At 54.8% G+C, this 14,251-nt stretch carries 17 protein-coding genes; all 17 read left to right on the forward strand.

The features are described 5' to 3' along the window. Positions 1–11: 11 nt before the first annotated feature. The 17 genes from rpmF (at position 12) to thiK (ending at position 14,242) form a co-directional block, all read left to right on the forward strand. A complete protein-coding gene (rpmF, locus tag SP99_RS08450; RefSeq protein WP_003857964.1) occupies positions 12–185 on the forward strand; it encodes a 50S ribosomal protein L32 in 174 nt (57 codons plus the stop codon). Positions 186–265: 80 nt separating this feature from the next. Beyond that, entirely contained in the window at positions 266–1,300 is a 1,035-nt protein-coding gene (gene plsX, locus SP99_RS08455; protein WP_025758132.1) for a phosphate acyltransferase PlsX, read from the forward strand. A 6-nt stretch (positions 1,301–1,306) separates the two neighbouring features. After that, positions 1,307–2,260, forward strand: a complete 954-nt coding sequence (locus SP99_RS08460) for a beta-ketoacyl-ACP synthase III (RefSeq protein ID WP_047958272.1) — start codon at positions 1,307–1,309, stop codon at positions 2,258–2,260. A gap of 15 nt (positions 2,261–2,275) precedes the next feature. After that, the gene (gene fabD / locus SP99_RS08465) at positions 2,276–3,205 is read left to right on the forward strand and encodes an ACP S-malonyltransferase (RefSeq protein ID WP_025758134.1); all 930 of its coding nucleotides are present in this window, start codon (positions 2,276–2,278) and stop codon (positions 3,203–3,205) included. Positions 3,206–3,217: 12 nt separating this feature from the next. Beyond that, positions 3,218–3,952, forward strand: coding sequence for a 3-oxoacyl-ACP reductase FabG (gene fabG, locus SP99_RS08470; RefSeq protein ID WP_025758135.1), 735 nt, complete (start codon positions 3,218–3,220; stop codon positions 3,950–3,952). Between the two features lie 153 nt (positions 3,953–4,105). After that, complete coding sequence (acpP, locus tag SP99_RS08475; protein ID WP_003857954.1) at positions 4,106–4,342, forward strand: acyl carrier protein; 237 nt, start codon at positions 4,106–4,108, stop codon at positions 4,340–4,342. Positions 4,343–4,433: 91 nt separating this feature from the next. After that, positions 4,434–5,675, forward strand: coding sequence for a beta-ketoacyl-ACP synthase II (gene fabF / locus SP99_RS08480; protein WP_052685737.1), 1,242 nt, complete (start codon positions 4,434–4,436; stop codon positions 5,673–5,675). A 119-nt stretch (positions 5,676–5,794) separates the two neighbouring features. Beyond that, positions 5,795–6,604 carry an aminodeoxychorismate lyase gene (gene pabC, locus SP99_RS08485; RefSeq protein ID WP_047958273.1) on the forward strand — a complete coding sequence of 270 codons (810 nt, stop codon included), beginning with the start codon at positions 5,795–5,797 and terminating at the stop codon, positions 6,602–6,604. A gap of 2 nt (positions 6,605–6,606) precedes the next feature. Beyond that, on the forward strand, positions 6,607–7,629 hold the full coding sequence (yceG, locus tag SP99_RS08490) for a cell division protein YceG (protein WP_047958274.1): 1,023 nt from the start codon (positions 6,607–6,609) through the stop codon (positions 7,627–7,629). Then, the gene (gene tmk, locus SP99_RS08495; protein WP_045284992.1) at positions 7,619–8,260 is read left to right on the forward strand and encodes a dTMP kinase; all 642 of its coding nucleotides are present in this window, start codon (positions 7,619–7,621) and stop codon (positions 8,258–8,260) included. Before yceG ends, tmk begins: the two co-directional genes overlap by 11 nt. Continuing rightward, complete coding sequence (gene holB / locus SP99_RS08500; RefSeq protein ID WP_047958275.1) at positions 8,257–9,261, forward strand: DNA polymerase III subunit delta'; 1,005 nt, start codon at positions 8,257–8,259, stop codon at positions 9,259–9,261. Before tmk ends, holB begins: the two co-directional genes overlap by 4 nt. Before the next feature lie 10 nt (positions 9,262–9,271). Continuing rightward, positions 9,272–10,066, forward strand: coding sequence for a metal-dependent hydrolase (locus SP99_RS08505; RefSeq protein WP_045284990.1), 795 nt, complete (start codon positions 9,272–9,274; stop codon positions 10,064–10,066). Positions 10,067–10,363: 297 nt separating this feature from the next. Next, positions 10,364–11,797: a PTS glucose transporter subunit IIBC gene (gene ptsG, locus SP99_RS08510; protein ID WP_014831454.1), complete on the forward strand. Its 1,434-nt coding sequence runs from the start codon at positions 10,364–10,366 to the stop codon at positions 11,795–11,797. 246 nt (positions 11,798–12,043) lie between these two features. Then, positions 12,044–12,403 carry a purine nucleoside phosphoramidase gene (hinT, locus tag SP99_RS08515; protein WP_006809243.1) on the forward strand — a complete coding sequence of 120 codons (360 nt, stop codon included), beginning with the start codon at positions 12,044–12,046 and terminating at the stop codon, positions 12,401–12,403. 1 nt (position 12,404) lies between these two features. Continuing rightward, positions 12,405–12,779 carry a YcfL family putative periplasmic lipoprotein gene (locus SP99_RS08520; RefSeq protein WP_047958276.1) on the forward strand — a complete coding sequence of 125 codons (375 nt, stop codon included), beginning with the start codon at positions 12,405–12,407 and terminating at the stop codon, positions 12,777–12,779. A gap of 10 nt (positions 12,780–12,789) precedes the next feature. After that, positions 12,790–13,437, forward strand: a complete 648-nt coding sequence (gene lpoB / locus SP99_RS08525) for a penicillin-binding protein activator LpoB (protein WP_025758146.1) — start codon at positions 12,790–12,792, stop codon at positions 13,435–13,437. Continuing rightward, positions 13,418–14,242, forward strand: a complete 825-nt coding sequence (gene thiK / locus SP99_RS08530) for a thiamine kinase (protein ID WP_047958277.1) — start codon at positions 13,418–13,420, stop codon at positions 14,240–14,242. Before lpoB ends, thiK begins: the two co-directional genes overlap by 20 nt. The last annotated feature ends 9 nt before the right edge of the window (positions 14,243–14,251 follow it).

Consider the following 14,251-nt stretch of genomic DNA (forward strand, 5'->3'; position numbering starts at 1 on the left):
GAGTAAGGTCCATGGCCGTACAACAGAATAAACCAACCCGTTCCAAACGTGGCATGCGTCGTTCCCATGACGCGCTGACTGCAGTTACCAGCCTGTCTGTTGACAAGACTTCTGGTGAGAAACACCTGCGTCACCACATCACCGCTGACGGTTTCTACCGCGGCCGCAAGGTTATCACTAAGTAATCACGCGTCAGCGTGATTAGGCTTAGTGAGGAGCTCCCCGTGCAAACGGGGAACTTACCGAACCAGGCTGCGACGATACCTTGACACGTCTAACCCTGGCGTTAGATGTCATGGGGGGAGATTTCGGCCCTTCCGTGACAGTGCCTGCAGCATTGCAGGCACTGAATTCTAATTCGCAACTCACTCTTCTTTTAGTCGGTAATCCCGACACAATCACGCCATTACTTGCAAAAGCTGACTTTGAACAACGTTCGCGTCTGCAGATTATTCCTGCGCAGTCAGTTATTGCCAGTGATGCCCGGCCCTCTCAGGCTATTCGTAATAGCCGTGGCAGTTCTATGCGCATCGCGCTGGAGCTGGTGAAAGAAGGGCGCGCTCAGGCCTGCGTCAGTGCGGGGAACACCGGCGCGCTGATGGGGCTGTCGAAATTATTGCTCAAGCCTATTGAGGGCATTGAGCGCCCGGCGCTGGTGACGGTGTTACCGCATCAACAGAAGGGTAAGACGGTGGTGCTCGACCTGGGCGCTAACGTCGACTGTGATAGTACAATGCTGGCTCAGTTTGCCGTGATGGGATCGGTGCTGGCAGAAGAAGTGGTCGGGATTAATACTCCCCGTGTTGCGTTACTGAACATTGGTGAAGAAGAGACCAAAGGCCTGGACAGCATTCGCGATGCGGCTGAATTGCTCAAACAGGTTCCCTCCATCAACTATATTGGTTATCTCGAAGCCAATGAGTTGTTGACGGGTAAAACGGATGTTCTGGTGTGCGATGGTTTCACCGGAAACGTCACGTTGAAGACCATGGAAGGGGTGGTGCGTATGTTTCTTTCTCTGCTGAAATCGCAGGGAGAAGGCAAAAAAAGCGCCTGGTGGTTGATTTTATTAAAGCGTTGGTTACAAAAAAGCCTGACGCGGCGATTCAGTCACCTCAACCCCGACCAGTATAATGGCGCCTGTCTGTTAGGATTGCGCGGCATCGTGATTAAGAGTCATGGCGCCGCCAATCAGCGAGCATTTGCTGTCGCGATTGAACAGGCAGTGCAGGCGGTGCAGCGACAAGTCCCTCAGCGGATTGCCGCTCGCCTGGAATCTGTATTAGCTAAAAGTGACTGAGCGTACATGTATACGAAGATTTTAGGTACCGGCAGCTACCTGCCAAAACAAGTGCGTACCAACGCCGATCTGGAAAAAATGGTAGATACGTCTGACGAGTGGATTGTCACGCGCACAGGTATCCGTGAACGTCGTATTGCCGCGCCAGACGAAACCGTGTCGACCATGGGTTACGAAGCCGCACAGCGTGCTATCGAGATGGCGGGCATTGATAAAGAACAGATTGGTTTGATCGTGGTCGCCACGACGTCTGCCACACACGCTTTCCCAAGCGCGGCGTGCCAGGTGCAAAATATGCTCGGCATTAAGGGCTGTCCGGCGTTTGACGTCGCTGCCGCGTGTGCAGGTTTCACCTATGCACTGAGCGTTGCCGATCAGTATGTTAAGTCCGGTGCCGTCAAATATGCGCTGGTGATCGGTGCTGACGTGCTGGCGCGTACCTGCGATCCGACCGATCGCGGAACGATCATTATTTTTGGTGATGGTGCAGGTGCGGTGCTGCTGGGCCAGTCCGAAGAGCCGGGCATTATCTCCACGCATTTGCATGCCGACGGAAGCTACGGTGAGCTGCTGACACTGCCTAACGCCGATCGCGTTAATCTAGACAATGCCATTTACCTGACCATGGCAGGTAATGAGGTGTTCAAGGTGGCGGTGACTGAGCTTGCGCACATTGTTGATGAGACGCTGGAAGCCAATAACCTGGAACGCACTGCACTCGACTGGCTGGTGCCGCACCAGGCGAACCTGCGTATCATCAGCGCGACCGCGAAAAAGCTGGGCATGTCGATGGATAACGTCGTGGTGACGCTGGATCGCCACGGCAACACCTCTGCGGCGTCAGTACCGTGCGCATTTGACGAAGCGGTACGCGACGGGCGAATCAAACGGGGCCAGCTGGTCTTGCTTGAAGCCTTCGGTGGCGGGTTCACCTGGGGTTCCGCGCTGGTTCGTTTCTAGGATAAGGAATAAAAAATGACGCAATTTGCTTTTGTGTTCCCGGGGCAGGGCTCTCAAACCGTTGGGATGTTGTCTGAAATGGCAGCAAACTATCCGGTAATTGAAGAGACTTTCCGTGAAGCTTCCGATGCACTGGGTTATGATTTGTGGGCGCTGACCCAGCAGGGGCCGGCCGAAGAACTGAACAAAACCTGGCAGACCCAGCCAGCACTGCTGACCGCGTCCGTTGCGTTGTGGCGTGTCTGGCAGCAGCAGGGCGGTAAAGCGCCAGCGCTGCTCGCGGGCCATAGCCTGGGTGAATACTCTGCGCTGGTTTGTGCCGGTGTGATCGCGTTTGCTGACGCGGTACGTCTGGTGGAATTGCGCGGTAAATTCATGCAGGAAGCGGTGCCAGAAGGCACGGGCGGTATGTCTGCCATCATCGGTCTGGATGATGCCGCGATTGCAAAAGCGTGCGAAGAATCCGCTGAAGGCCAGGTGGTTTCTCCGGTTAACTTCAACTCGCCGGGCCAGGTCGTTATCGCCGGTCATAAAGAAGCGGTTGAACGTGCTGGTGCGGCCTGTAAAGCGGCGGGTGCCAAGCGTGCGCTGCCGCTGCCTGTTAGCGTGCCGTCACACTGTGCGCTGATGAAACCTGCTGCCGAAAAACTGGCGGTCGAGCTGGAAAAAATTACGTTTAACGCACCGACGATTTCCGTTGTGAACAACGTCGACGTGAAATGCGAAACTTCGCCGGAAGCTATCCGTGACGCGCTGGTTCGCCAGCTCTACAGCCCGGTACAGTGGACCAAAACCGTTGAGTTTATGGCAGCGGAGGGCGTTGAGCATCTGTATGAAGTTGGCCCAGGGAAAGTCCTCACCGGTCTGACTAAACGTATTGTTGACACCCTGACTGCCTCGGCGATTAACGAGCCGGAAGCGATGTCAGCGGCACTCTCGCAATAAAAGAGGAATACCATGAGTTTTGAAGGAAAAATCGCCCTGGTGACTGGGGCTAGCCGCGGTATCGGGCGTGCGATTGCTGAAACACTGGTTGCGCGCGGCGCGAAGGTGATTGGTACAGCAACCAGCGAGAATGGTGCGAAGAGTATCAGCGAATATCTGGGTGCGAACGGTAAAGGTCTGGTACTGAATGTGACCGAGCCTGCATCTATCGAATCTGTTCTGGAAAATATTCGCGCAGAGTTTGGCGAAGTGGATATTCTGGTAAACAATGCCGGGATCACCCGTGATAACCTGTTAATGCGAATGAAAGACGACGAGTGGAACGATATCATCGAAACCAACCTGTCATCTGTATTCCGTCTGTCAAAAGCGGTAATGCGCGCTATGATGAAAAAGCGTCATGGTCGTATTATCACTGTCGGTTCTGTGGTTGGTACCATGGGAAATGCTGGTCAGGCTAACTACGCTGCGGCGAAAGCAGGTCTGATTGGTTTCAGTAAGTCGCTGGCGCGTGAAGTCGCGTCCCGCGGTATTACTGTAAACGTTGTTGCTCCGGGCTTTATTGAAACGGACATGACGCGTGCGCTGACTGATGAGCAGCGTGCGGGTACGCTGGCAGCTGTTCCTGCGGGCCGCTTAGGCGACCCGAAAGAAATTGCCAGTGCGGTTGCATTTTTAGCCTCTGACGAAGCGGGTTACATCACTGGTGAGACCCTCCACGTCAACGGCGGGATGTATATGGTTTAACCACGATAAAAAAATTTGCGTTATTTGGGTAAAAGGCCTCAAAATAACGTAAAATCGTGGTACGAACTGCCGGGATTTAGTTGCAAATTTTTCAACATTTTATACACTACGAAAACCATCGCGAAAGCGAGTTTTGATAGGAAATTTAAGAGTATGAGCACTATCGAAGAACGCGTTAAGAAAATTATCGGCGAACAGCTGGGCGTTAAGCAGGAAGAAGTTGTGAACTCCGCTTCCTTCGTTGAAGACCTGGGCGCAGATTCTCTTGACACCGTTGAGCTGGTAATGGCTCTGGAAGAAGAGTTTGATACTGAGATTCCGGACGAAGAAGCTGAGAAGATCACCACCGTTCAGGCTGCCATTGATTACATCAACGGTCACCAGGCGTAAGTGAACATCTCCAGGCGGTCATTCGACCGCCTGAGTTTTATCTTTTTTAGTCCCACGAATCTCTTTTTTTATCCCTCCCTGGAGGACAAACGTGTCTAAGCGTCGTGTAGTTGTGACCGGACTTGGCATGTTGTCTCCTGTCGGCAATACCGTAGAGTCCACCTGGAAAGCTCTCCTTGCCGGTCAGAGCGGCATCAGCCTAATCGACCATTTCGATACTAGCGCCTATGCAACGAAATTTGCTGGCTTAGTAAAGGATTTTAACTGTGAAGAGATCATCTCGCGCAAAGAACAGCGCAAGATGGATGCCTTCATTCAATATGGAATTGTCGCTGGCGTTCAGGCCATGCAGGATTCTGGCCTTGAGATTACGGAAGAGAACGCAACCCGTATCGGCGCCGCTATCGGCTCCGGGATTGGCGGTCTTGGTCTGATTGAGGAAAACCATACATCTCTGATGAATGGCGGACCGCGTAAAATCAGCCCGTTCTTCGTTCCGTCCACGATTGTTAATATGGTGGCGGGTCACCTGACCATCATGTTCGGCCTGCGTGGGCCAAGCATCTCTATTGCGACCGCATGTACGTCTGGCGTGCATAACATCGGCCAGGCCGCGCGCATTATTGCGTACGGCGATGCAGATGCTATGGTGGCGGGCGGCGCTGAAAAAGCCAGTACCCCGCTTGGCGTGGGTGGCTTCGGTGCCGCGCGTGCGCTGTCTACCCGCAACGATAATCCTCAGGCGGCAAGCCGTCCGTGGGATAAAGACCGTGACGGTTTCGTGCTGGGCGACGGTGCAGGTATGCTCGTGCTGGAAGAGTACGAACACGCGAAAAAACGTGGTGCGAAAATTTATGCTGAAGTCGTTGGCTTTGGTATGAGTAGTGACGCTTACCATATGACGTCTCCTCCGGAGAACGGCGCGGGTGCTGCGCTGGCGATGGAAAACGCAATCCGCGATGCGGGTATCACTCCAGCCCAGATCGGCTACGTTAACGCGCACGGGACGTCAACACCAGCAGGTGATAAAGCAGAAGCGCAGGCGGTTAAGTCTATCTTCGGCGAGTCTGCCAGCCGCGTACTGGTGAGTTCTACCAAATCCATGACCGGTCACCTGTTGGGTGCGGCGGGTGCAGTAGAATCTATCTACTCTATCCTTGCGCTGCGCGATCAGGCTGTTCCGCCAACCATCAACCTGGATAACCCGGATGAAGGTTGCGACCTGGACTTCGTTCCTCACGAAGCGCGCCAGGTTAGTGGTATGGAGTACACCCTGTGTAACTCCTTTGGCTTCGGCGGCACGAATGGTTCTCTGATCTTCAAAAAGATCTGATCCAGACTCACGATAGCCCTAAAAAAGGTCCGCTTGCCGGACCTTTTTTATTAAGGCTAATCTTCTTGTCGGCTGCATAACATCCTGCCAGACTAAACGCCCACGCATAAGGAGCCACCATGTTTTTAATCAATGGCCTTGAGCAGGACACGCTGCCTGCCAGCGACAGGGCGACGCAGTTTGGTGATGGTTGCTTTACCACGGCGCGCATTGCCGATGGTGACGTATGCCTGCTTGATGCCCACCTTCGTCGTCTGCAAACGGCCTGCGAGGCGTTACTGATCCCCTTTACACAGTGGGACACATTGCGTCAGGAAATGTGCCACCTGGCATCCGGGAAACAGAGCGGCGTACTTAAAGTTATTATCAGCCGTGGCAGTGGTGGCCGGGGGTACAGTGCCGCGTCGTGCCTTAACCCAACGCGTATCCTCTCCACGTCTGCTTATCCCGCCCATTACGCTCGCTGGCGAGAAGAGGGCGTCACCCTGACGTTGAGTCCCCTGCGGCTGGGACGAAATGCCATGCTCGCCGGCATTAAGCATCTCAATCGCCTGGAGCAGGTGTTGATTCGTACTCATCTTGAGCAGACGGACGCCGATGAGGCGCTGGTTCTTGACAGCGAAGGCGTCATTACGGAATGCTGTGCGGCTAATTTATTCTGGCGGCAGGGGAATGATGTTTTCACGCCGTCACTGGAACAGGCGGGGGTGAACGGTATTATGCGTCAGTTTTGTTTGCAGCAGCTGGCACACTCCGGCTTTCGCGTTGTCGAAGTGAGCGCAGGCGAAGCGGCGCTACAGACCGCAGATGAAGTCATCATATGTAATGCGCTGATGCCTGTTGTACCGGTCCGTGCATATGGCCAACACCGCTGGGCCTCGCGCGAGCTGTTTCAGTTTTTAGCCCCGATATGTGAGCAAACCAGATAGTCATGAAAAAAATGTTGCGCTTTGTCCTTCTCCTGATCGTTGCGCTGGGTGTCGCTGGCGGAGCAGGCGTATGGAAAGTTCGCCAGCTGGCGAACAGTAAAATCCTGATTAAAGATGAGACAATCTTCACCCTGAAAGCGGGGACGGGCCGCCAGGCGCTTGGGGAACAGCTCTATAGCGACAAGATTATCAATCGTCCGCGCGTTTTCCAGTGGCTATTGCGCGTGGAGCCTGGCCTGTCTCATTTCAAAGCCGGTACCTATCGCTTCACGCCGGGAATGACCGTCAGGGAGATGATGCAGCTGCTGGAAAGCGGCAAAGAAGCGCAGTTCCCCCTGCGATTTGTGGAGGGGATGCGCCTGAGCGATTACCTCAAACAACTGCGCGACGCGCCGTATATCAAACACACGTTAAAAGACGATCGCTATCAGACGGTGGCCGAGGCGCTGAAATTAGACCATCCGGAATGGGTGGAAGGCTGGTTCTGGCCAGACACCTGGATGTACACCGCCGGTACAACCGACGTGGCGATTCTGAAGCGGGCGCATAAAAAAATGGTCGCAGCGGTCGATGCCGCCTGGGAAGGGCGAATGGAAGGGCTGCCTTACAACGATCGGAACCAGTTTGTAACGATGGCGTCAATCATTGAAAAGGAGACGGCCGTCGCTGCTGAGCGGGATCGGGTGGCGTCTGTCTTTATCAACCGTCTGCGTATCGGCATGCGTCTGCAAACCGACCCTACTGTTATCTACGGCATGGGTGAGAGTTATACCGGCAAAATTTCCAGAAAAGATCTCGAGACACCCACGGCGTATAATACGTATGTGATTAGTGGTTTACCGCCTGGCCCGATTGCCACGCCGAGCGAGGCGTCGCTCAGGGCAGCCGCGCACCCGGCTAAAACACCGTATCTCTATTTTGTGGCGGATGGAAAAGGGGGGCACACCTTTAACACCAACCTTGCCAGCCATAATCGTTCCGTTCAGGACTATCTGAAGGCACTTAAGGAAAAAAATGCGCAGTAAATACATTGTCATTGAGGGACTCGAAGGGGCAGGTAAAACTACCGCCCGCAACGTGGTGGTGGATACGCTCAAGGCGCTTGGCGTGACGGACATGGTATTTACCCGTGAACCGGGTGGTACGCTGCTGGCCGAGAAGCTGCGCAGCCTGGTACTGGACATTAAATCGGTTGGCGACGAAGTTATCACTGACAAAGCGGAAGTGCTGATGTTCTACGCGGCGCGTGTACAGCTGGTTGAGACGGTGATTAAGCCCGCGCTGGCCGAGGGCAAGTGGGTTATTGGCGATCGTCACGATCTGTCTACTCAGGCGTATCAGGGCGGGGGACGCGGTATTGACCAGACAATGCTGGCAACACTGCGTAATGCCGTATTGGGTGATTTTCGCCCCGACCTGACCCTCTATCTGGACGTTACGCCGGAAGTGGGGCTCAAACGCGCACGCGCGCGCGGCGAGCTGGACCGCATTGAACAAGAGTCCTTTGATTTCTTTAACCGCACCCGTGCACGCTATCTTGAGCTGGCGGCACAGGACAGCGCTATTCGTACCATCGATGCGACGCAGTCGCTGGATGACGTCACGCGCGATATTCAGCAGACCGTTACACAGTGGGTACAGGAGCAACAGGCATGAAATGGTATCCATGGTTGCGTCCGCACTTTGAACAGCTGATCGGCAGCTATCAGGCGGGGCGGGGGCATCATGCGTTACTGATTCAGGCATTGCCAGGGATGGGGGATGAGGCGCTAATTTATGCCATCACCCGTTTTCTGATGTGTCAGCAGCCGGAAGGGCACAAAAGCTGCGGCAAGTGCCGTGGATGTCAACTGATGCAGGCGGGCACACATCCTGACTACTACACGCTTGAGCCTGAGAAGGGCAAGAGCGCACTGGGTATTGATGCCGTGCGTGAAGTCAGTGAAAAATTGTACGAACACGCGCGTCTGGGCGGCGCTAAAGTCGTCTGGCTTAAAGACGCCACCCAACTGACCGAGGCGGCGGCTAATGCGCTGCTTAAGACCCTTGAAGAGCCGCCGGAAAAAACATGGTTTTTCCTCTCGTGCCGCGATCCGGGGCGATTGCTGGCGACGTTGCGCAGCCGCTGCCGTCTTCATCACCTCGCGGTGCCTCAGGAATCATGGGCGCTGAGCTGGCTGGAGCGAGAGGTGACAACGTCACCTGAAAGTGCGCTGTCCGCCTTGCGCCTGAGCAGCGGAGCCCCGGCGGCGGCACTGGCCTTATTGCAGCCGGACGTCTGGTCACAGCGAGAAGCGCTCTGCCGGACCGTCGAGTCTTCGCTTCACAGCGGTGACTGGCTAAGCGTATTGCCGGTGCTCAACAGCGACCAGGCCGCCGAGCGTCTGCACTGGCTGGCCGCCTTACTGCTGGATGCGCTAAAAATCCAGCAAGGGGCAACGCTGCTGACCAATCCGGATGCATGGACACTGGTGAATACGCTGGCGAACCGCCTCTCAGGTGCGGTTCTTCACGCGATGCTGCATGACATTTGCCAGAGCCGTGAACAGCTTTTCACCGTTACGGGTCTTAATCGCGAGCTGTTACTGACCGACCAGTTATTGCGTATTGAACATTACCTGCAACCCGGCGTCACACCGCCGGTTTCCCACCTCTGAGAGAGACATTATGTTTTTAGTCGACTCACACTGCCATCTTGATGGCCTGGATTATCAATCCCTGCATAAAAACGTGGATGACGTACTGGCGAAAGCCGCGGCCCGCGATGTGAAATTTTGCCTTGCGGTGGCGACGACGCTGCCGGGTTATCGCACGATGCGCGAGCTGGTAGGCGTTCGCGATAACGTGGTGTTTTCCTGCGGCGTTCACCCGCTGAATCAGGATGAGGCGTATGACGTCGAGGACCTGCGCCGACTGGCCGCAGAAGAGGGCGTGGTGGCGATGGGTGAGACCGGGCTGGACTATTTTTACACGCCGGAAACGAAACCGCGCCAGCAGGAGTCTTTCCGCCATCATATCCGCATCGGCCGCGAGCTTAACAAGCCGGTTATCGTGCATACCCGCGATGCGCGTGCCGATACGCTGGCGATCCTGCGGGAAGAAAACGTGACGGATTGCGGGGGCGTACTACACTGTTTCACAGAAGACAGAGAAACGGCGGGTAAACTGCTTGATTTAGGGTTTTATATTTCGTTTTCCGGGATCGTCACGTTCCGTAACGCTGAGCAACTTCGTGATGCTGCGCGTTATGTTCCGCTCGATCGCATTCTGGTGGAAACAGACTCTCCTTATCTGGCACCGGTACCGCATCGCGGTAAAGAGAACCAACCGGCGATGACGAGAGATGTTGCGGAGTACATGGCCGTGCTTAAAGGTGTCAGTATTGAAGAGCTGGCTCGCGTCACCACGGAAAACTTCTCTACGCTGTTCCATATCGACCCCGCCCGCCTGCAATCTGTCTGATACACCTGTTTTTTTTAGGCTCGTAATTAATAAATAAAACGAGTAAAGTTCACCGCCTCATTTGGGGCGGTGAGGGTGTTTTTAGACACATCCGGACATGCTTTTTGTAAATAACTGAAAGTTTTTCGACCGCCTTAAGCTGAAACGTGATAGCCGTCAAACAAACTCAGAGGGAATTATTTTACTCTGTGTAATAAATAAAGGGCGCTTAGATGTCCTGTCCACGGCACGGTACTCCCCCCGGGCCAATGCGTGAAAGCCTAAAAAAAGCACAAATACTCAGGAGCACTCTCAATTATGTTTAAGAATGCATTTGCTAACCTGCAAAAGGTCGGTAAATCGCTGATGCTGCCAGTATCCGTACTGCCTATCGCAGGTATCCTGCTGGGTGTCGGTTCTGCTAACTTCAGCTGGCTGCCAGCCGTAGTTTCCCACGTGATGGCCGAAGCAGGCGGTTCTGTCTTTGCTAACATGCCACTGATCTTCGCGATTGGTGTGGCTCTGGGCTTCACCAATAACGACGGCGTATCTGCGCTGGCTGCAGTGGTGGCTTACGGCATCATGGTGAAAACCATGGCTGTGGTTGCGCCGCTGGTTCTGCATTTACCGGCAGAAGAGATTGCCGCGAAACACCTGGCGGACACCGGTGTTCTGGGCGGTATCATCTCCGGTGCGATTGCAGCGTATATGTTTAACCGCTTCTATCGCATCAAGCTGCCTGAGTATCTGGGCTTCTTCGCGGGCAAGCGTTTCGTTCCGATCATTTCTGGTCTGGCAGCGATTTTCACTGGCGTGATCCTGTCCTTCATCTGGCCACCAATCGGTTCCGCTATCCAGACCTTCTCTCAGTGGGCTGCTTACCAGAACCCGGTTGTGGCGTTTGGTATCTACGGCTTCATCGAGCGTTGCCTGGTGCCATTCGGTCTGCACCACATCTGGAACGTTCCATTCCAGATGCAGATTGGTGAATTCACCAATGCCGCAGGCCAGGTATTCCACGGTGATATCCCACGTTACATGGCGGGCGACCCAACTGCAGGTAAACTGTCTGGTGGCTTCCTGTTCAAAATGTACGGTCTGCCAGCAGCGGCAATTGCTATCTGGCACTCTGCTAAACCAGAGAACCGTGCAAAAGTGGGCGGTATCATGATCTCCGCAGCGCTGACCTCGTTCCTGACCGGTATCACCGAGCCGATCGAGTTCTCCTTCATGTTCGTTGCGCCGATCCTGTACGTGATTCACGCGATTCTGGCAGGTCTGGCATTCCCAATCTGTATTCTGCTGGGTATGCGTGACGGTACGTCCTTCTCTCACGGTCTGATCGACTTCATCGTTCTGTCCGGTAACAGCAGCAAACTGTGGCTGTTCCCAATCGTGGGTGCGTGCTACGCCGTTGTGTACTACACCATCTTCCGCGTGCTGATCAAAGCACTGGACCTGAAAACCCCAGGCCGTGAAGATGCGACAGAAGACAGCAAAGCGGGTGCAACCAGCGAAATGGCACCAGCACTGGTTGCCGCGTTCGGCGGTAAAGAAAACATCACTAACCTGGACGCGTGCATCACTCGTCTGCGTGTGAGCGTGGCCGACGTCGCGAAAGTAGACCAGCCGGGTCTGAAAAAACTGGGCGCAGCCGGTGTGGTTGTTGCAGGTTCCGGTGTACAGGCAATCTTCGGTACCAAATCCGATAACCTGAAAACCGAAATGGATGAGTACATCCGCAACAGCTAAGTTGTGACCTGGGGAGACTAAGGCAGCCGAATGGCTGCCTTTTTTATTTCTGTCTTAAAAAAACGCACCCGCGCGCTTTAACGGTCACTCTTCGTTCAGCTGATGAACATTCAGGAAAGAAATCGGGGGAGGAGGTTGAAAGGACAGGAGAAACTCGCTCATACTCTTGAATTGTGTCACGCACTCAATCAGAGCGTGTGTTAACAGCGATTGCTCGCGCCAGATTAAACAAAAAAGGAAAAGGTCATGGCTGAAGAAACGATTTTCAGTAAAATTATCCGTCGCGAAATTCCGTCGGATATCGTCTATCAGGATGAACTGGTGACGGCTTTCCGGGACATTTCCCCTCAGGCACCGACGCACATCCTTATCATTCCTAATATTCTGATTCCGACCGTAAACGACGTAAAAACCGAGCATGAAGTGGCGTTAGGTCGTATGCTGACGGTGGCCGCGAAAATCGCTGAACAGGAAGGCATTGCTGAAGACGGTTATCGTCTGATCATGAACTGCAACCGTCATGGCGGCCAGGAAGTTTATCATATTCATATGCATCTGCTGGGTGGACGTCCTCTGGGGCCGATGCTGGCACACAAAGGTCTTTGACATGTTTAAAGGGCGTATTGCAGCGCTGATAATGGCGATGACGATCGTGGGGTGCAGTTCACGCCCGGCGATCCCCGTGAATGATGAGCAGACGCTGGTGATGGAATCCTCTGTGCTTGCTGCGGGCATTACCGCGCAACAGCCCGCGCTGACCATCAGTGAAATCAACTCGTCTGCCTCCTCTACGCTCTTTAATGAAAGACATGAACCAGTAACGGTTCACTACCGTTTTTTCTGGTATGACGCAAGAGGTCTTGAAATGCACCCGCTGGAGGCGGCGCGCAGCGTTACCCTTCCGGCAAGGTCGTCGGTAACGCTCTATGGCAGCGCCAACTATCTGGGTGCGCATAAAGTGAGACTTTATCTTTATCTCTGAGGGGTGAACCTTGATTAAAAATGTGAGCCGTTATGCGCTCGTGACCGCTTTTGCCCTGTTCCTGGCAGGGTGTGTGACCCGTACTGAACAACCGGCGCCTGTGGAAGAGGCTAAACCGGGCACGGAACAGCCAACGCAGCCAACGCAGCCGCAGCCAACTGTGCCGTCTGTACCGTCTATTCCGGCGCAGCCGGGGCCAATTGAACATCCTGACCAGACGTCGCAGCCCACGCCGCGCGTGCGCCATTACGACTGGAACGGGGCAATGCAGCCGATGGTGGGCAAAATGCTGCAGGCACAGGGTGTGACCGCAGGTAGCGTGTTGCTGGTTGATAGCGTGAACAACCGTACCAACGGTTCTCTGAACGCGGGCGAAGCGACAGAAACCCTGCGCAATGCGCTGGCAAACAACGGTAAGTTTACGCTGGTCTCCGCCCAGCAGCTCGCGGTAGCCAAACAGCAGCTTGGCCTGTCGCCACAGGACAGCCTCGGCACACGTAGCAAGGCAATCGGTATAGCCCGTAACGTGGGCGCACAGTATGTGCTGTACTCTAACGCCACCGGCAACGTGAACACGCCAGCCCTGCAGATGCAGCTGATGCTGGTTCAGACAGGCGAAATTATCTGGTCAGGTAAAGGTGCGGTTACGCAACAATGACAGCACGCGTGACGAGATCCTGACACGCTATTTTCCGCAGTATCGCCTTATCGCGCCGCAGGCCCACTCCGGGCTTGGCGGCGCGAGTTGCATTATTGCGCAGGGTGAGCAATGCCTGGTCCTGCGGCAAAATCACGATCCTTTCGCGCCTGCCTCCCATTTTCGTCGTCAGTTTCGTGCCCTGAGACGTCTTCCGTCAGATCTGGTACCCGCTCCCCGTTTTTTCAGACAGGGATGGATGGCCGTTGAGTATCTGGAAGGCGAGGTTAAAAGCGCGCTGCCGGACACGCCACAGCTTGCGGCTATGCTGTATCATTTGCACCGGCAACCCCGTCTGGGATGGCGAATCACGTTATTTCCCTTGCTCGAACATTACTGGCAGCAAGCCCTGCCGGAGAGACGCAGCCCGGCGTGGCTGGCACAGCTCAAACGGCTGCGTAAAACGGGCGAGCCACAGCCGATTCGGCTCTCGCCGTTGCACATGGATGTTCATCCCGGAAATATTGTGCATACCCCGGCGGGGATCAGGCTGATCGACTGGGAATATGCCGGAGATGGCGATGTGGCGCTGGAGCTGGCGGCGGTCTGGACGGAAAGCGACGCCGCGCGGCAGGTGCTCATCAGGGACTACGCCAGGCTGGCACAGATTGACGTCGACGCGCTGAAGCGTCAGGTCAGACGCTGGCGACCCTGGGTCGTCATATTAATGGCCGGCTGGTTTGAAATGCGCTACCAGCAGTCCAGAGACAAACATTTTATTGCGCTGGCAGACGATGCCTGGCGTCAGTTACAAACTAAAGGATAAGAGAGGTGG

The organism is Enterobacter sp. BIDMC92 (assembly GCF_001030225.1).
Classification (GTDB): domain Bacteria; phylum Pseudomonadota; class Gammaproteobacteria; order Enterobacterales; family Enterobacteriaceae; genus Enterobacter; species Enterobacter sichuanensis.

Coding starts and splice junctions, on each gene's coding strand:
- SP99_RS08505 (WP_045284990.1), top strand. CDS start 9,272: ATGTTTTTAGTCGACTCACACTGCCATCTTGATGGCCTGGATTATCAA.
- fabD (WP_025758134.1), top strand. CDS start 2,276: ATGACGCAATTTGCTTTTGTGTTCCCGGGGCAGGGCTCTCAAACCGTT.
- acpP (WP_003857954.1), top strand. CDS start 4,106: ATGAGCACTATCGAAGAACGCGTTAAGAAAATTATCGGCGAACAGCTG.
- pabC (WP_047958273.1), top strand. CDS start 5,795: ATGTTTTTAATCAATGGCCTTGAGCAGGACACGCTGCCTGCCAGCGAC.
- SP99_RS08520 (WP_047958276.1), top strand. CDS start 12,405: ATGTTTAAAGGGCGTATTGCAGCGCTGATAATGGCGATGACGATCGTG.
- fabG (WP_025758135.1), top strand. CDS start 3,218: ATGAGTTTTGAAGGAAAAATCGCCCTGGTGACTGGGGCTAGCCGCGGT.
- hinT (WP_006809243.1), top strand. CDS start 12,044: ATGGCTGAAGAAACGATTTTCAGTAAAATTATCCGTCGCGAAATTCCG.
- holB (WP_047958275.1), top strand. CDS start 8,257: ATGAAATGGTATCCATGGTTGCGTCCGCACTTTGAACAGCTGATCGGC.
- SP99_RS08460 (WP_047958272.1), top strand. CDS start 1,307: ATGTATACGAAGATTTTAGGTACCGGCAGCTACCTGCCAAAACAAGTG.
- ptsG (WP_014831454.1), top strand. CDS start 10,364: ATGTTTAAGAATGCATTTGCTAACCTGCAAAAGGTCGGTAAATCGCTG.
- yceG (WP_047958274.1), top strand. CDS start 6,607: ATGAAAAAAATGTTGCGCTTTGTCCTTCTCCTGATCGTTGCGCTGGGT.
- rpmF (WP_003857964.1), top strand. CDS start 12: ATGGCCGTACAACAGAATAAACCAACCCGTTCCAAACGTGGCATGCGT.
- tmk (WP_045284992.1), top strand. CDS start 7,619: ATGCGCAGTAAATACATTGTCATTGAGGGACTCGAAGGGGCAGGTAAA.